Origin of the sequence: Maritimibacter sp. 55A14, assembly GCF_003122205.1 — a bacterium.
GTDB lineage: Bacteria > Pseudomonadota > Alphaproteobacteria > Rhodobacterales > Rhodobacteraceae > QEYE01.
Map to the genome: position 1 here is coordinate 171,890 of NZ_QEYE01000005.1, position 22,671 is coordinate 194,560.

19 protein-coding genes, 4 pseudogenes and 1 riboswitch are annotated in these 22,671 nt (G+C 62.9%); of the genes and pseudogenes, 9 read left to right on the top strand and 14 right to left on the bottom strand.

Features of this window, described 5'->3' with window-relative positions:
• Window positions 1–26: 26 nt before the first annotated feature.
• The 3 genes from thiC to DDZ14_RS06250 all read right to left on the bottom strand — a co-directional run bounded on the left by thiC (window position 27) and on the right by DDZ14_RS06250 (window position 3,808).
• A complete protein-coding gene (gene thiC, locus DDZ14_RS06240) occupies window positions 27–1,829 on the bottom strand; it encodes a phosphomethylpyrimidine synthase ThiC (protein WP_109424079.1) in 1,803 nt (600 codons plus the stop codon).
• A gap of 94 nt (window positions 1,830–1,923) precedes the next feature.
• Window positions 1,924–2,044, bottom strand: a riboswitch (TPP riboswitch).
• Between the two features lie 46 nt (window positions 2,045–2,090).
• Window positions 2,091–2,279: an alpha-hydroxy-acid oxidizing protein gene (locus DDZ14_RS20245; RefSeq protein ID WP_158275465.1), complete on the bottom strand. Its 189-nt coding sequence runs from the start codon at window positions 2,277–2,279 to the stop codon at window positions 2,091–2,093.
• Entirely contained in the window at window positions 2,273–3,808 is a 1,536-nt protein-coding gene (locus DDZ14_RS06250; RefSeq protein ID WP_233252501.1) for a bifunctional aminoglycoside phosphotransferase/ATP-binding protein, read from the bottom strand. Before DDZ14_RS06250 ends, DDZ14_RS20245 begins: the two co-directional genes overlap by 7 nt.
• A 218-nt stretch (window positions 3,809–4,026) precedes the next feature.
• On the opposite strand from DDZ14_RS06250, the gene DDZ14_RS06255 reads away from it, so the two are divergent.
• Window positions 4,027–4,560, top strand: coding sequence for a flavodoxin domain-containing protein (locus tag DDZ14_RS06255; protein ID WP_109424081.1), 534 nt, complete (start codon window positions 4,027–4,029; stop codon window positions 4,558–4,560).
• Window positions 4,561–4,847: 287 nt separating this feature from the next.
• On the opposite strand, the pseudogene DDZ14_RS06260 reads toward DDZ14_RS06255, so the two are convergent.
• From DDZ14_RS06260 to DDZ14_RS06275, 4 genes and pseudogenes are all read right to left on the bottom strand, one after another.
• A pseudogene (locus tag DDZ14_RS06260) lies at window positions 4,848–5,738 on the bottom strand (IS110 family transposase); the annotation flags it as partial.
• Window positions 5,739–6,045: 307 nt separating this feature from the next.
• Window positions 6,046–6,549: a hypothetical protein gene (locus DDZ14_RS06265; RefSeq protein WP_146193099.1), complete on the bottom strand. Its 504-nt coding sequence runs from the start codon at window positions 6,547–6,549 to the stop codon at window positions 6,046–6,048.
• A gap of 308 nt (window positions 6,550–6,857) precedes the next feature.
• A pseudogene (locus DDZ14_RS06270) lies at window positions 6,858–7,565 on the bottom strand (IS6 family transposase).
• A gap of 70 nt (window positions 7,566–7,635) precedes the next feature.
• Window positions 7,636–8,526 (bottom strand): LysR family transcriptional regulator, encoded by an 891-nt coding sequence (locus DDZ14_RS06275; RefSeq protein WP_109424083.1) that lies wholly within the window; start codon window positions 8,524–8,526, stop codon window positions 7,636–7,638.
• 100 nt (window positions 8,527–8,626) lie between these two features.
• Here DDZ14_RS06275 and DDZ14_RS06280 point away from each other — a divergent pair, with 100 nt between their 5' ends.
• The 4 genes from DDZ14_RS06280 to DDZ14_RS06295 all read left to right on the top strand — a co-directional run bounded on the left by DDZ14_RS06280 (window position 8,627) and on the right by DDZ14_RS06295 (window position 12,013).
• A complete protein-coding gene (locus DDZ14_RS06280) occupies window positions 8,627–9,232 on the top strand; it encodes a DsbA family protein (RefSeq protein WP_109424084.1) in 606 nt (201 codons plus the stop codon).
• A 16-nt stretch (window positions 9,233–9,248) separates the two neighbouring features.
• A complete protein-coding gene (locus DDZ14_RS06285; RefSeq protein ID WP_109424085.1) occupies window positions 9,249–9,869 on the top strand; it encodes an NAD(P)-dependent oxidoreductase in 621 nt (206 codons plus the stop codon).
• 313 nt (window positions 9,870–10,182) lie between these two features.
• Window positions 10,183–11,358, top strand: a complete 1,176-nt coding sequence (locus tag DDZ14_RS06290; RefSeq protein ID WP_109424086.1) for a low temperature requirement protein A — start codon at window positions 10,183–10,185, stop codon at window positions 11,356–11,358.
• Window position 11,359: 1 nt separating this feature from the next.
• Window positions 11,360–12,013, top strand: a complete 654-nt coding sequence (locus DDZ14_RS06295; protein ID WP_109424087.1) for a potassium channel family protein — start codon at window positions 11,360–11,362, stop codon at window positions 12,011–12,013.
• Window positions 12,014–12,415: 402 nt separating this feature from the next.
• On the opposite strand, the gene DDZ14_RS06300 is transcribed toward DDZ14_RS06295, so the two are convergent.
• The 5 genes from DDZ14_RS06300 to DDZ14_RS06320 all read right to left on the bottom strand — a co-directional run bounded on the left by DDZ14_RS06300 (window position 12,416) and on the right by DDZ14_RS06320 (window position 17,684).
• Window positions 12,416–12,802 carry a cupin gene (locus DDZ14_RS06300; protein ID WP_109424088.1) on the bottom strand — a complete coding sequence of 129 codons (387 nt, stop codon included), beginning with the start codon at window positions 12,800–12,802 and terminating at the stop codon, window positions 12,416–12,418.
• 78 nt (window positions 12,803–12,880) lie between these two features.
• Window positions 12,881–14,428: a pyridoxal-dependent decarboxylase gene (locus tag DDZ14_RS06305; RefSeq protein WP_233252502.1), complete on the bottom strand. Its 1,548-nt coding sequence runs from the start codon at window positions 14,426–14,428 to the stop codon at window positions 12,881–12,883.
• Between the two features lie 38 nt (window positions 14,429–14,466).
• Window positions 14,467–15,156: an isoprenylcysteine carboxylmethyltransferase family protein gene (locus DDZ14_RS06310; RefSeq protein ID WP_146193100.1), complete on the bottom strand. Its 690-nt coding sequence runs from the start codon at window positions 15,154–15,156 to the stop codon at window positions 14,467–14,469.
• A gap of 74 nt (window positions 15,157–15,230) precedes the next feature.
• On the bottom strand, window positions 15,231–16,571 hold the full coding sequence (locus tag DDZ14_RS06315) for an MATE family efflux transporter (RefSeq protein ID WP_109424090.1): 1,341 nt from the start codon (window positions 16,569–16,571) through the stop codon (window positions 15,231–15,233).
• 36 nt (window positions 16,572–16,607) lie between these two features.
• Window positions 16,608–17,684, bottom strand: coding sequence for a class I SAM-dependent methyltransferase (locus DDZ14_RS06320; protein ID WP_109424091.1), 1,077 nt, complete (start codon window positions 17,682–17,684; stop codon window positions 16,608–16,610).
• Between the two features lie 108 nt (window positions 17,685–17,792).
• On the opposite strand from DDZ14_RS06320, the gene DDZ14_RS06325 reads away from it, so the two are divergent.
• From DDZ14_RS06325 to DDZ14_RS06335, 3 genes and pseudogenes are all read left to right on the top strand, one after another.
• Window positions 17,793–18,818: a GlxA family transcriptional regulator gene (locus DDZ14_RS06325; RefSeq protein ID WP_109424092.1), complete on the top strand. Its 1,026-nt coding sequence runs from the start codon at window positions 17,793–17,795 to the stop codon at window positions 18,816–18,818.
• Window positions 18,819–19,285: 467 nt separating this feature from the next.
• Window positions 19,286–19,540 (top strand): hypothetical protein, encoded by a 255-nt coding sequence (locus DDZ14_RS06330; RefSeq protein ID WP_146193101.1) that lies wholly within the window; start codon window positions 19,286–19,288, stop codon window positions 19,538–19,540.
• Between the two features lie 229 nt (window positions 19,541–19,769).
• Window positions 19,770–20,554, top strand: a pseudogene (locus DDZ14_RS06335) (IS3 family transposase); the annotation flags it as partial.
• A gap of 516 nt (window positions 20,555–21,070) precedes the next feature.
• Here DDZ14_RS06335 and DDZ14_RS06345 read toward each other — a convergent pair.
• Window positions 21,071–21,565, bottom strand: a complete 495-nt coding sequence (locus DDZ14_RS06345; protein WP_109424095.1) for a fasciclin domain-containing protein — start codon at window positions 21,563–21,565, stop codon at window positions 21,071–21,073.
• A 172-nt stretch (window positions 21,566–21,737) separates the two neighbouring features.
• On the opposite strand from DDZ14_RS06345, the gene DDZ14_RS06350 reads away from it, so the two are divergent.
• The gene (locus tag DDZ14_RS06350) at window positions 21,738–22,331 is read left to right on the top strand and encodes a helix-turn-helix domain-containing protein (protein ID WP_109424096.1); all 594 of its coding nucleotides are present in this window, start codon (window positions 21,738–21,740) and stop codon (window positions 22,329–22,331) included.
• Between the two features lie 40 nt (window positions 22,332–22,371).
• Here DDZ14_RS06350 and DDZ14_RS19965 read toward each other — a convergent pair.
• A pseudogene (locus DDZ14_RS19965) lies at window positions 22,372–22,515 on the bottom strand (IS630 family transposase); the annotation flags it as partial.
• Between the last annotated feature and the right edge of the window lie 156 nt (window positions 22,516–22,671).

Here is a 22,671-nt window from a genome sequence, read left to right on the forward strand (position 1 = left end):
ATCCCGACCGGGCGGGGCTTGACCGATTACGTGGCCTCGGGAGGAACCGGCAGATAAAGATCGCCACCTTCGCGGTACTTTTTCGCCATCGCCTCCATGCCCTCTTTCTGCGCCTCGGCACGAATGTCGTGGCTGATCCGCATGGAACAGAATTTCGGCCCGCACATCGAACAGAAATGCGCCACCTTGTGGGCCTCCTTCGGCAGGGTCTGGTCGTGGAAATCGCGCGCCGTGTCGGGGTCGAGCGACAGGTTGAACTGATCCTCCCAGCGGAATTCGAAGCGCGCGCGCGACAGCGCATCGTCGCGGCGCTGTGCGCCGGGCAGGCCCTTGGCCAGATCGGCGGCATGGGCCGCGATCTTGTAGGTGATGACGCCGGTTTTCACGTCGTCGCGGTCGGGCAGGCCAAGATGCTCCTTGGGCGTCACGTAGCAAAGCATGGCGCAGCCATACCAGCCGATCATCGCAGCCCCGATGCCGGAGGTGATGTGGTCATAGCCGGGGGCGATGTCCGTGGTGAGTGGCCCGAGGGTGTAGAACGGGGCCTCGTGACAGCACTCAAGCTGCTTGTCCATGTTCTCCTTGATCTTGTGCATGGCAACATGGCCCGGCCCCTCGATCATCACCTGACAATCTCTGGCCCAGGCGATTTTCGTGAGTTCGCCCAGGGTTTCCAGTTCGGCGAACTGCGCTTCGTCATTGGCGTCGGCGATCGAGCCGGGCCGCAGACCGTCGCCCAGCGAGAAGCTGACGTCATAGGCACGGCAAATGTCGCAGATCTCTTCGAAATGCTCGTAGAGAAAGCTCTCCTTGTGGTGATGCAGGCACCACTTGGCCATGATCGACCCGCCGCGCGACACGATCCCCGTGACCCGGTTCACCGTCATCGGCACCATGTGGAGCCGCACACCCGCATGGATCGTGAAATAATCCACCCCCTGCTCGGCCTGCTCGATCAGCGTGTCGCGGAACACCTCCCAGGTCAGATCCTCGGCGATGCCGTTCACCTTCTCCAGCGCCTGATAGATCGGCACCGTGCCGATCGGCACGGGGCTGTTGCGGATGATCCATTCGCGGGTGTTGTGGATGTTTCGCCCCGTCGACAGGTCCATGACCGTATCCGCGCCCCAGCGTATCGCCCAGACCAGCTTGTCGACCTCCTCCTCCATCGAGGAGGCTACGGCCGAGGTGCCCATGTTGGCGTTCACCTTCACCAGGAAGTTGCGGCCGATGACCATCGGCTCACTTTCGGGGTGGTTGATGTTGGCGGGTATGATGGCACGTCCCGCAGCGATCTCGGCGCGCACGAATTCTGGCGTCACGTAGTCGGGGATCGCGGCGCCGAAATCCTCCCCGTCGCGCACCGCACCGGGGGCGTCCGCGCGGCGCTGGTTCTCCCGGATCGCGACGAACTCCATCTCCGCCGTGACGATCCCCGCTCGGGCGTAGGCAAGTTGCGTCACGGCCCTGCCCGCCGTGGCGCGCATCGGTGGGCGTGGCGACGGGAAGGCGGGTGTCAGCCTCTCGGCGGAGACGAATCCGTTGTCCGCGTCTTTTACCGGCCGACCCGCATAGGTCTCGACATCACCGCGAGCCAAAATCCAGTCGTGCCTGAGCGACGCCAGACCACACGCGATATCGGTCTCAACTGCCGGGTCCGTGTAGGGCCCCGAGGTATCGTAGACCGTGAGTGGTGGCTCGCCAGCCGAGGGATGCGTGTCGATCTCGCGCATCGGCACACGGATCTCGGGATGCAGGGTGCCGGGCACCTGTATCTTACGGGAGGCCGGCAGGGCGCCGGTCGTCATCTTCGGGGGGCGGATGGTCATGGGGCATCTCCTTGAGCGCTTACTCAAAAAGACCCATGGCGTCAGTCCGGGCAGGAAAAGGCGCGAGACGCCTCTCTGGGCCCACCGCGTCCCGCGGAAAATGGCCCGTGCTCCCTACGCCAGCATCACCTGGGTCAGGTTCAAAGGGTCGCGTCACTGCGCAAATGCGCCGTCAGCCTCTCAGCCCCCTCAGCGGGGCTCCCCTGCGATAGGTTCTCAGTAGTTCATCGCATGCGTACCGTCAATGCGTGGCACGCCTGATCAGGCGTCGAGGCCTTCGCAGGTACACTCGTTCAAATCGGCACCCGAGAAATCGAGAGCCTCGATATAATCCGCTATCACAAGTTCGAGGGCGTCCCGGACGCAGCGCTCCCCGCCGGCGGCCAGAGCCCAGAGAGGCAACCGCCCAAGGCCGACCGCGCAGGCGCCCTTTAGCCTGTATTTCAGCACGTCCAGCCACCGCGGGCGATTGCGGCCCTGGCCGCATCCAGCGTCGCGGACAACGCGCCGCCGGTTTCGAGATGCACCCAGTCCGGCGCCGCGGCACGGGTCGCGAGTTGCTTGCGCACGACCTCGGCATCGGCGTCGGAGGCATCGCCTCTCCGTTCCGTTACGCGCGCCACGAGAATATCCTCATCGGCCTGCAGCCAGAGCCCCGTCATCGCCACACCGGCCCGACGCGCAAGCTCGGCGACGCGGCGACGGTCCTCCGCCCTGGCATGGACCGCGTCCAGAATTACCGAATGCCCGGCCTTCAGGATCCGTTCGGCATCGTCGAGCAGATGGGCGTAAACCCGCCGCCCGGCCGCCTCGGAATAGGCGGCGTCCGGCAGGTGCGACATCGGATCGACACCGAAGAGCGCCTTGCGCTGAAGGTCGCTGCGCAGGTGGATCGCGCCGGGCGCGGCACCGATGCCCGGCGCCAGTTGCCGGGCCAGGGTCGTCTTGCCCGTGCCCGAATAGCCGCCGATCGCGACCAGGCGAGGCGGCGGAGGTGCCAGATAGTCGAGCGCGTGATCGAGATATTTCCGGGCTGTCCCGAAATCGGCCGCGGCATCGTCTGCCAGCTGCGCGGCCTGAACCGAAACCATCGCGCGGATGCCGGCCCGCAGCCCCAGAAACAACGGCAGGGCCGCCAGCCCATCCAGATGGTCGGGCTGGTCGGCACGGATCAGATACGCCCCCAGGACCGCATTCGCCGCCACCGGGAACCCGCAATGCAGAAGGTCCATGAGCGCAAAGGCCAGATCGTAAAGCACGTCGAGCGTGCCCAGACGCTCGTCGAATTCCAGCGCGTCGAACGGCACCGGCCGGCCATCCAGAAGCACCATGTTGCCCAGATGCAGATCGCCATGCCCCCGCCGGACATGCCCGGCGCGTCCCCTGTCGGAGAGCAGCGTCGCCTGGGCGTCGATCCGGGCGGCAACACGGGCCCGAAACCTATTGATACGGGCGGCGCCGAAGACATCCGTCATGCCCGAGAATGCGCTGTCCAGTTCGCCGGCGATCTCGGCCACGAGCGCCCGGCCATCTGCGTCGCGGATCTCCGCGCGGGCATGGAGTTCCGCGATGGCGCACCCGATATCCTCCGCAATGCCCAGCGTCAGCTCGCCACGCCCGGCCACCTCCGACAGCTCCGCGCCCTTCGGAAAGCGGCGCATGTGCAGGCACCATTCGGCCACCTCGCTTTCGCCGCCCAGCTTCAACCCGCCATCGGCGCCCCGCGTCACCGGGACGAGGCCGAGATAGATCTCCGGCGCCCCCGGCTTGTTGAGCTCCAGCTCGCGCCGCAGCATCGCCCGGCGCGCGTCGAGGGTCGAGAAATCCAGGTAGTCGTAGCGAACGGGGCGTTTGACCTTGTAGGCGTGCTCGCCGACCAGAAAGACCATCGCGGCATGCGTCCGCACCACGTCAACCCGCCCGTTCGTCCCGTATGTTTCCGGGGCCGACAGAAAAGATTCGATCTCGTCGAAGGACACGCGCTGCGCTCCTTGCTGGCAAACCTGTGTGCGCCGGAAGCACTTCCCGCCGGCGCGCGAACCGATACCCCGGAACACCGGCCACCGCCTTGACCTGCATCAGGGGGCGCCGGCCGCCACGCCCGCATGGTTGATCTGTGTCAACGTCACGTATCCGCATCCGGCGTAATAATAGGCACGTATCATCGCACAGAGGATCTGCAAGCTAAGGGCAAGGAATGTCAGTTCTCATCATCTATCAATCAGTCGAAGGCCAGACCCGGAAGATCGCGCGGTTCGCCCGCGATATCGTCCAGAAGGCGGGCGGGGAGGTCGTGCTCTTCGATGCGGCGGACAAGACGGCGCAACTCTCGCTGGAGGGGGTGGACAAGGTAATCCTCGCGGCCCCGGTGCATGAGCGGCGGCACCCGCGCGAGTTCGAGTTGCTGCTGAGCGCCTCGAAGGACGACCTGATGGCACGCCCGAGCCTGCTGCTCTCAGTCAGCCTCAGCGCCGCCTTCCCGGAGGGCCACGAGGAGGCGAAGGAATACCTTACCGAGATGGAGATGCGCACGGGCTTCAAGCCCGGCGCCGAGGCGTTGATCGCCGGGGCGGTCCGGACCGAACGCTACGATTATTTCGCCACGCAGGTGATCCGGCACGTCGTCCTGCGCGGCCGGGACTACGACCCGGATCAGGGCGCGCACGAATTCACCGATTGGAACGCCCTGGAGAACACCCTGCGGGAGTTTCTGGACGCCAGACCGGCATAACGATACGCGCCGGGGGTGCTGTCATTTGTGGACGGCCCCTTTTTTGCAAGGGTTGATTTGAGCTGATGCTGATCTTTTCGGGTTGCGGTCATTTGTCCGGCCTCTGTGCGCGGTGCATCTGACCGCGGGCCCTGATGAAGTCCGCGTGCCGGATCCCTATCAGACAGGCGAGCTTTGAAGCCCTGACAGCACCTCGGGGTGTCCCGGCAGCGGTTCCGTTCGATCATCATCATTCACATCTGCCTTGCAGAGCCCGTCGCCCCCGTGAGGGGACGCCGGTATTCGGGTCAGGTTGCGGGTGCGGCCCTGTAGGTTTCTCCTCTTTTGAGCAGCGCCCATGCGGTTCGGGCGGACCTGTTGGCGATGGCGACGGTGACAAGCCGCTTCGGCTTACGCTCCAGGAGCGATCTCACCCAGGCGCCAGTCCGGCTGTCGATGGTCGCCGCCCTCCGGGTGACGGAGGTCGCGCCGACCACGAGTAGCCGACGCAAATACCCGTTGCCCATCTTCGAGACATGGCCCAGTCGCTCTTTGCCGCCCGACGAGTTCTGTCGCGGCACGAGGCCGAGCCAGGCGGAGAACTGGCGGCCGGATCTGAAGACGGTTGCATCCGGCACGCTGGCGGCGAGCGCCGTGGCCGTGATCACCCCCACGCCCGGGATCGTCTCGAGCCGCTGACTGGCCTGATTCTGCCGGTGCCATGCCAGCAACTTCCGTTCGATCGCCCGGATCTCCTGTTGCAGGGTGTCGAGCTGGTCGCCCAGGACCAGGAGGCCAGATCGGGCGATCTCCGGCAGCTCGAACTCATCGCCATCGCGGAGGCGTTTGATGAGATCGATCACCTTGCGCGGTCCCTGTGCGGTGATGACCCCGAACTCCGCCAGATGTGCCCGGATCGCATTCAGGAGCATCGTCCGCTGACGCATCAGCAGGTCGCGCGAGCGGTGCAGGACCAGGACGCTCTGCTGTTCCTCGGTCTTGGCTGGCACAAAACGCATGTTGGGCCGGGACACGGCTTCACAGATCGCCTCGGCATCTGTCGCATCGTTCTTTTGACGTTTTACGTAAGGTTTCACATAGGCTGGCGGGATCAGCCGAACATCGTGGCCGAGCGCCGCGATCTCGCGTGCCCAGAAATGCGCCATCGGGCAGGCTTCGATGCCGATCAGGCAAGGTGGCGGTGCCATCAGACGGATTCGAACTGGTCTCCACAAGGACAGTGTGACTGTCGGCACTGTCAGAAGAAACGCGTCTGGTCGTCCTTCCCCGCGCTCCCCACTGACGAGAGGATGCAAAATATTGTTCTGTAAGTAGGTTTCACCTTCAGAGAGGCGCAGAGCTAACCAATCGGGCATGTATGATCCTACCAGTGCGGTTTAATCTGACAAGGCCACCAGGGTCGTAGCAGGTCATGAAAGCGGCGACCCTTATCAAGACGGGCCGCCGCTTGAGCACTACTGCGCTCTGCATCACCTTTTCAGTGCATCAGTTGCTCACGTCGGCATTTGCCCCCACTTGCGCCTCGACGCCCGCACGCAGGTCGGCCATGCTGTGCCCATATTCAACGGTGCCGGCACTGGTCTTCTTGAGACCTTCCGCATTGACCGCGATTTGCCCGGCTGACAGACCGGCGCTTTCATTGACGGCAATGATGGCTTGTGTGCGGCCATCTTCCGCTTCACGCGTGGCCTCGATCTCACCGATCAGCTGGCCGTCTGCCGAAACAATCGGGGTGCCAGCCTGCAGACTCGCGGCGGCGTCTGTCGCAGCATCGGTTGCTGTGGCGATAGTGCCCGCGGCACCCTGCGTATCAGCTTCTACACCTGCGTTGACATCCGCCCCTGTGCTGGTACCGACATCTCCAACACCATCGACGGCACCACTCACGCCCGCATCGACGCCGACACTTCCACCCGCTTCAAGGGCATAGGCTGACATTGCCGTCGCACCAGTGAGAACTGTAGCCAGTGTAATTGTACGGAAAGTCATTTTGGCCTCCTTCATCCGTTTACTTCAAGTGCGCTCAGATGAGCGCTACAACCTTCGCAGCGGGCCCCATCATGCAACTGCACTTGATAAGAACGGTTCCACATTCAAGCGACCGATGTCGCAAACAGGTTTCTGCAAGCGGCTGCCCGCTTAAACTACATCAAACCTTTGGCAGGATTTTGCCCCACAACAGCCGGACCCGTTCTGGCCCCCTGCCCTGCCCTGCCTCTCGCCCGCTCAAGGGCTTAACTTTGTCGGTCCAGTCAGACCAATGCGAACCAGTCTCCGCAAGGACAGTATGACTGTCCCTATGCTGCGCCGAGTTGACGCCACTCGGCGAGAGCGGCGGCGCGGTGCTGCTTGAAAATGTCCCGACTGGAGAGGCTGCGTTCCTGGTTGAAATGATTGTAGACCGAGGCGTGGACGGCGGCGAACTTCTGCAAACATCGTATCCGCCGGAACCGCTGCATCGCCCGCTCCCGCCTTCGGAACGGCAGATGCGAGGTCTCCGCGCGATTGTTCAGCCAGCGACCCGTCTCCTGCCGGTCCACAGCGCCGATCTCCTTCAAGGCGGCGCCGTAGGAGCGAAGCCGATCGGTCACGATGACCTCGGGTCGGCCATGTTTCCTCATTGCTTTCCTGAGGAATTTCAACGCTGCCTTTCGGTCGCGCGTCTTTGTTACGAGGCTCTCGAGAACCTCGCCTTCGTGATCGACAGCCCGCCACAGATACCACCGCTCGCCGTTAACCCTCACGAACATCTCATCCAGATGTCACCGCCAGCGACTGACAGCGCGCATGCCGTCGGCTCGGCTGCACCGGATCTCGGCTGCAAAAATAGGACCGAACCGGTGCCACCAGAACCGGACCGTCTCGTGGCTGACGTCGATCCCGCGCTCGTGCAGCAGATTCTCGACGTTGCGGAGCGAGAGCGGAAAGCGAACGTACAGCATCACCGCCAAGCGGATGACTTCTGGGCTGGTTTTGAAATACTTGAACGGGGAGCGTTTGGACATCAGCAGAGGCTACGCCGGCTCCCTGCCCCACTCAAGGCGATTTGCTCTGCCAGCGCCCGCTTGGGCGGCCTCACGCCTTCGCGTGGTGCTCCCTCACAAGTTCTAGAAACCTTCTTGCCGGCAGCGGCTTGTAGCGTGTCGGCGGGGTGACGGCATAAATCCCGCCGGACCTGAGCGACCAGTCGGGCAACAGCCGCACCAAGGTGCCGGCAGCCACCGCAGGCCGTACCAGAAAATCCGGCAGGATCGCGAAGCAATCCCCGGCTTCAACAACGTTCAGGATCGCGGGCGACGTGTTCAGCCTGATCCGCGCATCCGGGGATACCGTCTTCGTCCTGCCTGCCTTTCGAAAGGTCCAGTCCCAGTGATCCTTCAGTGCCGAATTGGCCACGAAGGGGAGATTTTCCAGGTCTTCCGGGCGGCGCACACCGGCGCTGGCTGAACCAGGGGAACCGATTGCCCATTCCTCGAAGGTGCCGACCTTCTGAGCCAGGTTCGAGGAATCCGCCAGCCAGCCCACCCGAAAGCTCATGTCGAAGCGCTGTTCGACCAGATCGATTTGCGCATCATCGAGCGCCAGATCGATCGAAATCAACGGGTGATCCCGTACGAACCGGGCAACCAGCGGCGCCAGATGCAGCGTGCCGTAGTCGAGCGGCGCCGTGATGCGGAACCGCCCCTTGGGTACGGTATTGCCCTCGCGCGCCAGACGAAACGCCTCCTGCGCGAGTTCGACGGCCGCCTTGCCCTGCTCATAGAACTTCTGCCCGGCCTCGGTCGGATGCATTTGGCGGGGGTTCCGGATCAGCAGCGCCGTGCCAAGTTCTTCTTCAAGAAGCAGAATCTGCTTGCTGACCACCGCCTTGCTGACGCGCAGGCGATCGGCCGCCGCAGTGATCGTGCCCTCTTCCATCACTGCGATGAAGTAGGCCACCCGATTGAGGTTGTCGTTGTCGCGCATTTTTCGTCAACTCTTAACTTACGTTACTTCCACAAACATTCACTTTTTTTGACGATAGTTGCAACGTATCTCTGGTCTCGAGAGCGATTGGAGACCGTATATGACCCGTTTCACCTACATCTACGACACCTATTGCGGCTGGTGCTACGGCGCCGCCCCAGCGATCCGCGCCCTGATCGAAAGCGGCGCCGACATCACCGTTCAGCACCGGCATCTGTTTCAGGGGGCCAATGCCCATCGCATGGCCCACGGCTTTGGTGTTTCTGCGCAGCGCTTCGACAAACGCATTGCGGCGCTGAGCGGACAGGAATTCAGCGACACCTATGTACGCGAAATCCTGCAATCGCCGACAGAAGTGCTGGACTCCGGCCTGACGGCTGCAGCAGCGGCGCTGATCCATGACCAGGGTGCGGTAGCCGAAATGGAGCTGTCCCGCGCGCTTCAGCGCGCCCGGTTCGTTCAAGGCCGCTCGGCCGCCGATGCCGGTCACGTCGAGAGTATCCTGCGAGATCTGGGCGTGACAGCCCCCTTGTCGCATGGCGTGTCCAGGGCCGCCGAAACCAGCGCGGCCGCCGCGCAAACTCTGCGGCAGGCCGGACTACACGGTGTGCCGGCGCTGTTCCGCCACCAGGCGGGCCGGACCGAGACCATCGATCTGTCGACCTATTACCAGTCCCCCACCCGTGTCGCGGCGCTTGCCGCCTGAGCATGAGGAAATACCTATGAAACTGCTTGTAATCGGAGCGACCGGCATGATCGGTTCGCGTATCGTCAAGGAAGCCCTGGCCCGCGGACATGAAGTCACCGCCGCAACACGGAACCCCGACAATATCACCCCTCAGAAGGGCCTGACGGCCATCTCTCTCGATGTCCGCGACGAGGCCGGCCTGGCAGAGGCCGCCGCAAAGGTCGATACGGTCATCGCGGCGGTCAGCCCGCGCAGCACCGCGAACGCAATGGACGAGGCGCAGAGCTATGCCGACGCCCTGATCGCCGGTTTGGGCGATACGCGGCTGGTGCTGGTCGGCGGCGCCGGATCCCTGAACCTGCCCGACGGTACTCCGGTGGCTGCCGTTGTCCCCGAGGCCTATAGCGCCGAGGCGAAGGGAATGCGCGCCGCATACGAAAAGATCGCGGCGAGCAACCTGAACTATACGGTCCTGGCGCCCGCAGGTCAGATCGCGCCGGGCGAACGAACCGAGGTGTTCCGCCTGGGCGGTCGTACCCTTCTCACTGACTCCGAGGGCAACAGCCGGATCAGCGCAGAAGACTTCGCCGTGGCGCTGCTGAACGAAACGGAAATTCCCGCGCACCAAAGACAGATCTTCACCGCCGCTTACTGATCCGACGAGGGGCAACGGCGACGTGCTGCGATTGATGCGGCACGTTCCCGGACAACCCGCAAAGGGCTCGGGCGACATTTGAACTTTCTTCTCAAGGTTCATGGGGGGGGGCGAAGTCCACTCTTTCAACCCACGTGAGTTCAGTTCGCTCTCGCAGAGAATGACCATTTGGCATCGGTTGTGAGCGATGCTGAGGGATGGAGCGAGGTCGGCGGGCTCCAAGCAAACCTGCGGCAGCGCAGCGGGTCGAGCCAGGTGTTTTCCTTCGGGCTGTTTTCGGAGATGCTCGAGGGAAAGACCCGAAGGAGGATTCATGTCGACAGTTTTTTTCCATCGTCTGATCCCCAGCAACGCGCTGCGCGATATCGGCCCCGAGGACACGCCCCGCGTCACGACCATGGAGCTGTTCTTCGACCTCGTTTACGTCTTCACCATCATCCAGCTGTCGCACTACCTGCTTACCCACGCGAGTTGGCTGGGCGCGCTGGAAGCCGCAACGCTATACGCCGCCGTCTGGTGGGCATGGAACTACACGGCCTGGGCGGCGAACTGGGTCAACCCCGACCATCCGAGCGGTCGCGGGCTGATGATCGTGCTGATGGGTTGCGCCCTGCTGATGGCCGTTGCCGCGCCTCAGGCGTTCGGCGCGCGCGCGGGCCTGTTCGCCGCCGCCTATGTCGCGATGGCGTTGATCCGGGCGGGATACATGGCCTTCGTCTTCCGTGGGCAGGTCATGGGGCGGAACTATGCGCAACTCGGCGCGTGGAGCGCGGTCTCGGGCCTCTTCTGGCTGGCCGGGGCGCTGGTCGAGGAAGCGCGGCTGGCCCTCTGGATCGTCGCGGTCCTCATCGACTACGCCGGGCCCTACGCGGGCTTCTGGGTGCCGGGAAAGGGCGCCACGCCAATGGCGAGCTGGCCGCTCAAGGGGCTGCACCTCTTTGAGCGCAACCAGCTCATCTTCATCATCGCGCTCGGGGAATCCATCCTGCTTCTGGGCGGTTTCCTTGTCAGCCATGACCTGCATGCCGACACCTGGCTGGCCGCTCTTGTCGGTTTCCTTCTGATCGTATCGCTGTGGTGGATTTATTTCGTCGACTTGTCCGAACCGGGCGAACACCGTTTCAAACATGCAGCCGACCACACGAGCCTTGCCCGGGCGGGGCTTGCCTATGCCCATGGCATCGCGGTCTGCGGAGCCATCGTCGTGGCCGTCGCGATCGAGATGATCGTGGCGCATCCCGGCGACGCGATCCACGCGGAAACGGCCATTATTGCCTTCGCCGGGCCTTCGCTGTTCCTGCTCGGATGCACCGTCTTTCACCGCGTGACGGCGGAAAGGCTGCGCGCCGCCTACCTCGTGTCCGTGGCCGCGCTGGCGGCCTGGACCTGGGGGGCGCTTGAGCTGCATCTCACCGGGCTCTGGCTCGGCGCCGGAGTGCTGGCGATCCTGGCCGCAACGGCGGCTATCGGGCACAGGAAGGCGGGCTGACATGCTGTCCTGGCCCGTCGCCCGCAACCGGATCGCCGCCAATGCCATGCTGCTGGCCGCGATCCTGATTCACAACCTGACCTATCCGCTGTCGGCCACGGGTGGCATCTGGCCGGCGCTATTTTACGCCTTCTATGCGTCGATCTTCGTCGTGGCGACATGGGCCCTGGTCGCGGACAGTCTGCTTCGCCTCTGCGTGGCGGCGAGCGGCGCGGCTGTGTTCGTCGCCGGTTTGGCGAATTCATACGCGCCATCGGACTCGGCGGCGCTTGCGATCTATCTCACCTCGATTGCATACCACCTGGGCGCAATCGTTGTTCTCGCGCGCTATACCTTCGGTGCCCGGACCGTCATGACGGATGTGCTGTTGTCGGCAACCTCTCTCTACCTCGTGATCGGTTCTGGATTCGCAGCCCTTCTGTCACTGGTAGAATGGGTTGCTCCGGGGTCGTTTGTCGCCAGTTCCGGCGCCCCGATCGACTGGCAACAGATGATCTATTTCAGCTATGTGACGTTGACGACCCTGGGCTACGGCGACATCACCCCGGTGGGGTTCTACGCGCAGTCCTTCGTGACATTCGAGGCCATCGGAGGGACGCTCTACACCGTGATCCTGCTGTCGCGTCTGGTCGGTCTGCACGCGAGCCGAGCCTAGCGTCAGTTCCGACGCGCCTTTCACTCCGCGGGCAGGTATACCGCAGCCAGAGCAGGCCTCGCCGCGCCAATAATGTCGCCGGTGAGAAACAAGCGCAGACTGACATTGTGGCTCGGAGTCGATGTCGTAATGCCGCGGAGCAGCAGGTCGTCCTGGGCGGATCGAGATCTGCAATTCCACATGAGCGGCCCTAAGCCAACGTCCTCAAGAGCCGTCACAAAGGACTGCTTTGGAAAATTTGGCAAACAGGCTTTCGGATTTTGTGCGAACAATCCTTGGTTATGTTCCAGATTGATCGAGGTCACGGGAAATAGGAAGTAATCTGAGATTCCGGCGACGTAACCGCTTTGTGCAAGATCATCGCCAGCGTCTCCGCATCATCGTGCCTGAAGTTGCGAATCCTCATAGCCCCACCCTCGCAGCTGTCGTGACGGTCTCAGCGTCCCGGTGGACCAGGTGCGGTGCAAATGCCGGAGTGCAGATCGCCACGTATTCCGTCGGTGTGTCGGGGGTGCTGTAGCGCACCCACTCCCCGGCCTCGCAGATCATCGCCTCTCCGGCACCAAGGACTTCGACGTCTGTTTCGGTTTCGACGTGCAGCGCGCCCGAGATGACAATCGTGATCTCCCTGAAGTCCGGGCGCTGTCCCGGCTCGGACCAACCAGTCGGGCTTTCCATGCGGGCGACGGAGAGGCCGGTCGCGCCACTCATCCGACCGACGTACTCGAAGATGGATTTCTCGACATCTCCGGCGGCGCGAAGACGAGTCGGGTTTCGCACTATCTGCATTGGTTGACTCCGTTCTTTTACTTTCGTTGGAAAAGGGGCGCCATCCTCAGCCGCAATCGCGGCGAAGGGGCTGAGATTTCACCGAGGCGACACCATTGCGTCGTCCACTCGAGCCTTTGCGGCTTTGAGAACCTGGACGAGGCCTTGGATGTGTTCCTCGCGCGTCTGCCAATTCGTGACGCTGATCCGGAAGGCGGCGCGACCTTCCCAACTCGACGGGCCGAACCAGACCTTCCCGCTGCCCACCGCGGCCTTGATCAGCGCGCGAGTCTTGTCGTCGCTATCAAGCCGCGCGAGCACCTGGTTCAGTGCCACCGAATTTAGGATCTCGAAGCCATTGGCCCGAAGCTCTGAAGCAAGGTGCCGGGCCAGTTCGCAGTGTCGGGTCATCATGTCGTCGATCCCGTCCCGCCCGAGCGTGCGCAGCGCTGCCCAGATCGGGATCCCGCGAGCGCGACGCGAGAACTCGAGACCTTTGTTCGCCGGCGCATCAATGTTGGAGGGCGCATAGGACGCGTCGGCGTTCATTGCGGCGTAAAGCGCTTCGCCGTCCCGGCAGATTGCAACAGCACCCTCGTAAGGCGTGTTGAGCCACTTGTGGCCATCCACGGTCCAGCTGTCCGCTCCCTCGATGCCTTCCGTGAGATGTTTGCGAGCGCGCGTGGCCCGCGCCCAGAGACCGAACGCACCGTCAACGTGAACCCACGCCCCGGCGGCCTTGGCGCGGGGAACGAGGCGGTCGAAGGGATCGAACTCCCCGGTGTTCACTTCGCCTGCCTGCAAGCAGAGGATGGTACGTCTATCCATCGTCGGCAGACGCTCGGGATCGACCCGGCCGGAGCTGTCCACAGGTGCCCGGACGAGTTGATCCTGTCCGAAGCCCAGCAGTCGCAGCGCCTTGATCACGGTGACATGGATGCGCTCGGACACGATGACGCGCAGTTGCGGCGCGCCCGTCAGCCCGCCCCGTTCAACATCCCAGCCGGCGCGCCCGAGCAGCCGGCCCCGGGCCGCCGCGAGGCAGGCAACCGCGGAGGCACCGGACGTTGTACCGAAATTCGTGATCGCATCACGGGGGAGGTCCAGCACGTCGAGGATCCAGCGGCCCGCGACGGTCTCGATCGCATGGGCTGCGGGGCCCGACAGAGGGACCGTCGCGCTCTGATCCCACGCCGAGGCGAGCCAGTCGGCTGCCTGCGCCACTGGCAACGTGCCGCCGACGACAAAGCCGTAGTAGTTCGGTCCGTTCGAGGTGACGGTGGCCGGCGACCCGACCTTGTCGAGCAGCGCGAGCGTGTCGGCCGCTTCGGTTCCGGTGTCGGGCAGGCGTTCATCGAAGGCGCTCAGACCTGCAAGCGCGCGGTCGTCAGGGAATACACGCCGCGTTTGGGCCTCGGAGATATATTTCAGAGCGCGGTCGTGTGCATCGGTTAGCAGGTCATGTCTGTTCATGTGGTCGGTCCCATTTTCGGTTTCCATTTCAGGCTGCGGCGGAGCGCCAGGTCTCTGCCTCGTCGCAGAATGACGATATTTGCTTGGCCGGCCTTTGCGACTGATGCGGGCTTCCGCCCGGGCTTGCAGCGCAACGATGGCCGCGCACGTATCGTTCTGGTTTACAGGTTTCATACTTTGATCCTTTGAAATTCGACCGGTTTCAACCGGCACTACCGAGGCCTGCGGATTGGAAGGAACGCCGGAACACGCCTGCGATAGTCCCGGTAGGTCTCTCCCAGTTCGGCGACGAGATCAGCTTCCTCGAAGATCGTAGCGATCAGGACGTAAACAGCCGTTCCCAGCGCGAAGACGAGTTGGCCCATGGTCATGTGCGGCGTGATCCACGGGACGAGCATCCAGCCGAGACTGATCGGATGGCGAAGCACTGCATAAAGCCAGCGTCCGGTGAAGCCCGCGCCACTTGCGGGCTCCTCCGTCACCCGCTCCCACGCCTGGGCGAGGCCGAAGAAACGGAAATGACCGATCGGGAAGGTGGCGCTGAACATTAGGCCCCAGACCCCAAGATACGCGGTCCAGAGAAGACCGGCGCCGAGCGGGTCGGTCACGTGCCAGACGGTTCCAGGGCTCGGCTGCCAGAGCCAGACGAGGAGCACGGTCAGGCCGGCAGTCATGTAAAGATACGTCGCCCGTTCCAACTCGGGCGGGATCAGCCTCGTCCAACGTCTCTTGAACCAGCACCGCGCGGTAATGGAATGGTGCAGGCCGAAGCCCCACAGGAGCGCGAGGTTGACCGCAGCGGACGGCCAGAAGGCGCCGGGTGTACCCGCGTCGATCGCCCAGGGCAGCGGCAGGTCGGCGAGAAAGGTGATGATCAGCGCGATGCTCGCCAGTCCGATCAAGTAACCTCCTGCAGCGTAGAGGAGGGTCAGAGTTTTCCTCAACATGTCATTGTCCTTTCGATAACGATGATGGATCAGGCAGGCTGCGGCGCGCGATGGCGTCGCAGGCGGAGAGCCGTGAGCGCGGATGCGATAACGCTTCCGCTGGCGAGTGCGAGCCAGATGCCGGTGACCCCGAGACCCGCGACGGTCAGCAGGAGAGCCGTCGGCAGGGTTACGCCCCAGTTACCGAGGAGCGAGAAGACCATGGGCATGCGGGTATCCTTGAGCCCGCGCATCAGCCCGGCTGCCACCGCCCCGAGCGGCACGAGCAGTTCGGAGAGCGCGAGAAGCATAATGAGCCCGGCTGCCGTTTCGGCAGTTGCAGGGTCGTGGAGGACCGCATCGGACAGAGGGATGGCGACCGCGCCGAGGATCGCTGCATGGGCGAGGCCCGCCGCCAGCCCCAGACGTGTGCCTGCAATGAAGGGGAGCCGCCGATCACCCGCCTCTGCCCGGCGCGCCATGCGGATTGTGGCCGCCTGCTGCAGTCCGATGGAAACGGCATAGACAAGACCTGCGAGTCGGATTGTAAGCGCATGGGCGGCCGCCGTTTCGGCCCCGAAGCGGGCTGCGAAAAGTGTGGCGCCGAGGAAGACGCCCAGTTCCGCGAGCATCGTGAAGCCGATGGGCAACCCCACGCGCAGGGCCTCCCGCAATTCACAGATTGCAGCGAAATCAAGCCCCCGATCGCCGTTTCGGCTGCAGGCGAAACATAGCGCGACCGTGATCCCAAAGGCGACGAGCAACGAGGAAAGGCCAAGACCCGTGATCCCGAACCCGCTCCAGGTACCCGCGCCGTGCATCAGAACCCAGTTCAACGCGGCGTTCGCCGGAATGGCGCAGGCCGTGATGCGGGCAATGAGGCCCGGACGTTCCAGCGCCAGCAGGCGGTTCCGGAACATGGCCACGACGAGCATTGGCGCGAGCGTCACCGCCATCGCGCGGGTATAACCGCGGCCCTCTTCAAGGAGCATTTCGGGGATGCCAAGGCGGCAGAGATAGCCTGGCGCGGTCCAAACGATGGGCACAGCCACGAACGCAAGAAGCACTGCGAGCATCCATCCCGCGGCGCGCAGGCGACGGAGCCTGCCCGCGTCACCCGCCTCGGCGGCTGCGGCATAAAGGGGCGCGAGCCCGCCGATAGTGCCAGCCGCGAAAACAAATACGATGCTGTAGAAGTCGCTTCCGACCGCTACGGCGGCGAGTCCCCCGGCCCCGAAGCTCGCGGCCATCAAAGTGTCGGTCACGCTCATGGCCATGTTGACGAGCGCAACGAGGGTCATCGGCGCCGCAAGTCGCAGAAGCGCGCTGGTTTCGGCACGCAAGGGAGAGGCCGGGCGCAGACGCGCGCCCGGAAGTGCTGTGTCGGTCATCGATCTTTCTTTCGGTTGGGAAGGTCCGCGCGGTTTTCAGATCCGGGCAACGAACCAGACGTTCATCGGATCATGCGGCAGAACATGGCGGTCGACCTCGACGAAGCCCGCTTCGCAGAGCATCGCTTCAGCCGTCTCCCAACCCCACATCGTGCCGAGACCTTCGCCGCCCTGCCCGATCGAGACCGGGGTGCAATGCGTCAATGAGATCGCGTAGAGAAGCGAGGCCATGGGAAAATCGAGATTGTTCTCAAGCTTCGCGGATCCGCCGATGTCCTGCACCAGGTAGGTTCCGCCTTGCTTCAGCGAAGCTTTGAGGCCGCGTATCAAGGCCTCAGGGTCCTTCTGATCGTGGATCGCGTCGAAGGAGGTGATGAAGTCGAAGCGCCCGGGCTCGGTAAATCCAGTCAGGTCTCTCGTCTCAAAGGTCACGTTCCCGAGGCCGAGCCGCCTTGCGGCCGCCCGGGCCCAGTCGATGGCGTCGCCGCAGAGGTCGTAGCCCGTGAAGCGGCTGCTTGGATAGCGCTTCGCCATCTCGATGAGCGCAAGACCTCGGCCGCAGCCGGCATCAAGAACCTCGATCCCATCGGCGAGCCTGTCTTCGATACCGCCCGCCAGCGGCAGGACATGGTCAAAGAGCGCCTCAGCCACGGTCTGCCCGCTGTCTTCAGCCATGATCTGATGAAAACAGGGATAGTCACCGTAGCCTGTCCCCTCTCCCGTTTCGAAACAGGCGATGGTCCGGTCCTGCATCTCACCCATGAGTGCGACGTGCTGGGCGTAGACGGCGAGGTTGCCGAGCGCCGCGCCGCGCGTGAGACAGGCGGCGCGCTCGACCGGCAGATTGTAGCGCAATGTCTCGGGGTCGAAGTCAACGATTCCGCCCGTCACCATGACGGCGAGCCATTCGCGTACGTAGCGCTCGGCCAGACCGGCCGCGGTGGCGATTTCGAGGCTCCCGGCCGGCGCCATTTCTGCCATCGTGTCGAAAAGCCCCGTCCTATGGCCCAGCGACAGAGATACGGCAACGGCGCCCTGGTCGATGACCCCCGCGATGGTCTCGGCAAAACGCTCGGCGTTCGAGGCGGAGATGTTCTGAAGTTCTGCGGTCATGTCGTATGTTCCCGTTCAGCGGATTGATGCCTTTGCGATAACCTCGCGAAAGGCCGTCCGGTAAGGGCGGGACTGGACAAGAACGGGGCGATCCCGCCATTCTGAGCCATGGACAACGAAAAAAATCTCGGTCCCAAGATCGCCCTTCTGGCGCTCCCCGAGAGCACGCCAGCGGCCATCTACGGTCTCTACGAGGTCTTCCTGTCGGCCGGTCGGACTTGGGAACAGCTGACCGGCGAACCCTCGGACGTGCGCCTGATGACGCCGCGCATCGTCACTGCGGACGGGCGTCCGGTTGACACGGCCTATGGCCTGAATATCGCCCCGCACGAGGCGATGGGAGAGGCCGATATCGTTATCGTTACCGACCTGGTTCTCAATGACGACAAGCCGTTCGCCGGTCTATGGACGCGCCAGATCGATTGGTTGCACGATAGATACGCCTCCGGTGCCACGATCTGTTCGGTCTGCACGGGGACCGCAGTTCTGGCCGAGGCGGGGCTTCTCGACGGCCTCGAGGCAACGACGCACTGGTCGCTCACGGACGTACTGCGGCGGAGCTATCCGGAGGTGCGGATCGTGGCGCAGAAGATCCTTGTGCCCGCCGGTCCGGAGCACCGCATCATCACCGGCGGCGGCGCGACCGCCTGGGAGGAACTCGCACTCTATCTCGTCGCGCGGTTCTGCAGCCCGGCCGAGGCCGTGCGAATCGCGAAGATCTTTCTCTTCGGAGACCATTCGGAGGGACAGCTGCCCTTCGCCGGCGTCCAGCGCCCCCGCCGTCACGACGACGCAGTTATCTCGGAGATCCAGTGCTGGATCGCCGACAATTATCACCGCGCCAACCCAGTCGCAGCAATGGTAGCACAGTCGGGCCTGACCGAGCGCACCTTTATGCGCCGCTTCCGTGCAGCCACAGGCTTCGCGCCGATGGAATACGTGCAGACCATGCGGGTCGAGGAGGCGAAGCATCTGCTGGAGACCACGGAGATGCCCGTGGACCAAGTGGCAATAGAGGTCGGTTACGAGGATCCGAACTTCTTCCGCCGCCTGTTCAAGCGCCGCGTCGGCGTCACGCCCGCACGATACCGGCAACGATGCTCCAAGCTGCGCCTGCTCGAAGGAAGGGTTTGAGGCTATGAGGACGCGGCAACCGATCGACAAATTGAAGAGCGCGGCGACGGCTGCGCCCCGGCAGGTGCACGTCGTCATTCTACTCACACCGGTACTGTCAGAGCGGTGCTGTCATTTGTGGACGGCCCCTTTTTTGCAAGGGTTGATTTGAGCTGATGCCGATCTTTTCGGGTTGCGGTCATTTGTCCGGCCTCTGTGCGCGGTATATTTGACCGCGGGCCCGGCTCTCCGAAGGCTTCGGAACAAGCAAGCTTTCCCAAACGTTAGTTCCACGGGGAATGTCTGATGTGCTGAGACACATTGCGGAAACGTGACACCACTTCGGCACCGTCACGCAGTTGTCTGGGTCGCAGCCACCATGCAAGCGCCGGCCGAATTACCTGGCGTCGCCAATGGAGCGCGGAATGGTCCGGATCGGGGCCTTCAGCATGAAAGGAGAATCGAATCAGCATGAAAGGAGAATCGAAATGGATAGGTTGAACTTTGTTCTGATCCTGGTCACCGGGCCGGTGCTGGTCGGTGGCCTCGTGACAATTGTCCTGTCCCTCGGACTCGACACGGTAATCTGGCTGATCGGCGCCATTGTGGTGGGTCTCGCGTTGACCTATCCCGCCGCCCTGCTGACGTCGCGGTATATCAAGCGCCGCGATCCCTACTGGCATCACACCGAAATAAAACGGATCAAGGATCTGGTCCCGGACCCGGAAAAGCCGGAAAGCTGAATACGTAGCCATTTGTGGGTGCCGTCAGACGGATTCGAACTGGTCTCCACAAGGACAGTGTGACTGTCGGCACTGTCAGAAGAACCGCGTCCGGTCGTCCTTCCCCGCGCTCCCCACTGACGAGAGGATGCAAAATATTGTTCTGTAAGTAGGTTTCACCTTCATGACCTGCTCCCCTGAAAAGTCCTTGATTTGAGGTTAGCCTGTTCTCCAACTGAGGAGACAGACGATGAAGAGAAGCCGTTTCAGCGAAGAACAGATCATTGGCATTCTGAAGGAGCATCAGGCCGGGCTCAGCGCAAAGGAACTTTGCCGCAAGCACGGGATCAGCGATGCGACCTTTTACAAGTGGCGGTCGAAGTATGGCGGCATGGAGGTGTCTGACGCGCGGCGGCTAAAGGCACTTGAGGCCGAGAACGCCAAGCTGAAGAAGATGCTGGCCGAGCAGATGCTCGACGTCGCGACGCTCAAGGAGATGCTTAGAAAAAACTTCTGAAGTCTGGTTCAAGGAGACGTGCCGTGAACTGGGCCATGAAGGAGAAGAGCTATTCGCAACGGCGAGCCTGTGCCCTGGTCGGGATCGATCCGCGTGTCTATCGTCGCAAATCAAAGCGCCCGGCAGACACCGAACTGCGCACCCGGATGAAGGAGCTGGCTTCTGAACGGCGACGGTTCGGATACCGGAGGCTGCACATTCGGCTCAGGCGGGAGGGCTGGGAGGTGAGCTGGAAGAAGCTCTACCGTCTCTACCGCGAAGAAGGGTTAACCGTCCGTAAACGGGGCGGTCGCAAGCGTGCGGTGGGCACCAGAACATCAATGGCGATCCCGCAGGGGCCAAACCAGCGGTGGTCGCTCGACTTCATGTCCGATGCGCTTGAAGATGGGCGCAGGTTCCGCGTGCTGAATGTCATCGACGACTTCAGCCGGGAGTGTCTGGCAGCGGTGGTGGACACATCCATCGGCGGCGCGCGTGTCGCCCGCGAACTGGACCGCATCGCAGAGTTGCGCGGCTATACGCCACGACGGTCGCCAACTCTTAACGGTGCTCCTGTCTTGCTTCGGCGCGCCGGAAGACCGCAAGGGTCACGACGAGACCGGCAATGAATAGCGAATGGCCAACCATCGTCACGCCGAACACAAAATAGCTGCCAATCGCGAGCGAGAATATGGCGCTCCACATCCACGCGAGGATCTGCATCAGCATGTGAGCTGTCATGAGTGGGAACCGCCGAAGAGGGTTTTGAGTTTCATCCATGACAGCGTTCCAGGCCGTAAGTACGAATTGCTTGCTTTCCATGATGTTATCCTTTCATGCGATGTAAATCCGTCTAAATGCAGGAGGCGGCCGCTCGCACGGGTTGCCGCACTGATGCATCCATGCCGCCCAGTTTCCGCACAAGGTCCGAGCCAAGCGGAGATACCAACCTATTCGAGTTACGCGGAGACACGGCGCCGCGATAAACGGCTTCTGTTCATCTCGTCTTTCCTTTTGGAAAATGCGGCGGGGGCGCCCCCCCGCCGTCAGAGGGATCACATCGGCGGCAGGATCACCTTGTCGATGACATGGATGACGCCGTTCGAGGCCGCGATGTCGGCGGTGGTTACGGCGGCGTCGTTCACCTTGACCCCGTCCTCGGTCATGATCGTCACCTCGGCGCCGTTGACGGTGGTGGCGGTCATGCCGTTGCTCAGATCGCCCGACATCACCGCGCCGGGCACCACGTGATAGGTGAGGACCGCTGTCAGCTGGTCCTTGTTCTCGGGCTTGAGAAGATCGTCGACCGTGCCTTCCGGCAGCGCAGCGAAGGCGGCGTCGGTCGGCGCGAAGACCGTGAACGGGCCTTCGCCCTTGAGCGTGTCGACGAGGCCCGCCGCTGTCAGCGCCGTCGCAAGTGTGTTGAACTCGCCCGCGGCGGTCGCCGTCTCGACGATGTCCTTGGAATGACCATCAGCAACGGCTGGGGCGCCGGAGATCGCGACCATGGAGGCCACGGAGATAGCTTTGAAGGAGGTGCGGAGATTCATGAGTCATCCTTTCGATGCGACCGTGCCGGGACCATCCCGACCGGTTATGATTGTTTTCTCTAACCGAAAAATATTATCCTTACACGCATAATTTCTTTAAAAGCACATAATGTGCGTGATATGAAAATTACCGGCAGCCTGGTTTCGTCAGGCGAAAACGGGGAATGGCAAGATGCTATCGGAAACGCTGAACAACAGGCTGGCCGCCTACCGAATCGGGCAGAAGATTCGCGGGCTGCGGACGGCAAAGGGACTCGGACTGATCCAGCTCGGGGAGCATTCCGGGCTGTCGGCCGGGATGCTATCGAAGATCGAGCGCGGACAGCTCTTCCCGACTTTGCCCACGCTCATGCGCATCGCGCTGGTCTTCGGCGTCGGGCTCGAGTATTTCTTCGCCGATGGCGAGGTCGTGCCGATCGTCGAGATAGTACGCCGCAAGGACCGGCTCAGCCTTCCGAATACACCTGAGGGCGCCGCGAGCTTCTACTTCGAAAGCCTGGATTTCCCCGTCACAGAGCGCCTGCTCGAGACCTATCTCGCGCGGTTCCAAAAGGGCGGACCGCCTTCTGCGCCGCATGCCCACGCCGGCGTCGAGGTCGTCTATGTGATGGCCGGCACGCTCGGCATCGAGATCCATGGCAAGACGCATCGGCTCGAAGCGGGAGATTCGATTTACTTCGAATCCGATTTCGAGCACGGTTATGTCTGCCTGGGCAACAAGTCCTGCGAGGCGATCATCGTCGTCACCGCGGGGCCGTCCGGCTGATCTGCCAAAGTGTCCAACTGAAAACTAAAGCGTTTCGAGATCAGTTTGAGACATATCCGGCAGCCTTGAAGTAGTTCCAGCACTCTGCGGGGTCGTATAGGTCACAGATTTCGCCAATGGCTTCGAATACGGCGGTGAAAGAGCGTGCGCCGACGCGCCGGAGATGGGCCTTGAGCTTGGAGAAGGGTATTGTCAGAAGAACTTCGTTTGCTAGGGTCAGGACCCATTGATTTCAGCCGAGCATCGTGATTCACCGCCTGAAAACAGAGCGGTGACATGTCTGATCTTTACTGGCTGAGCGACGCGCAGATGGCGCGTCTGGAACCCTATTTTCCGAAGT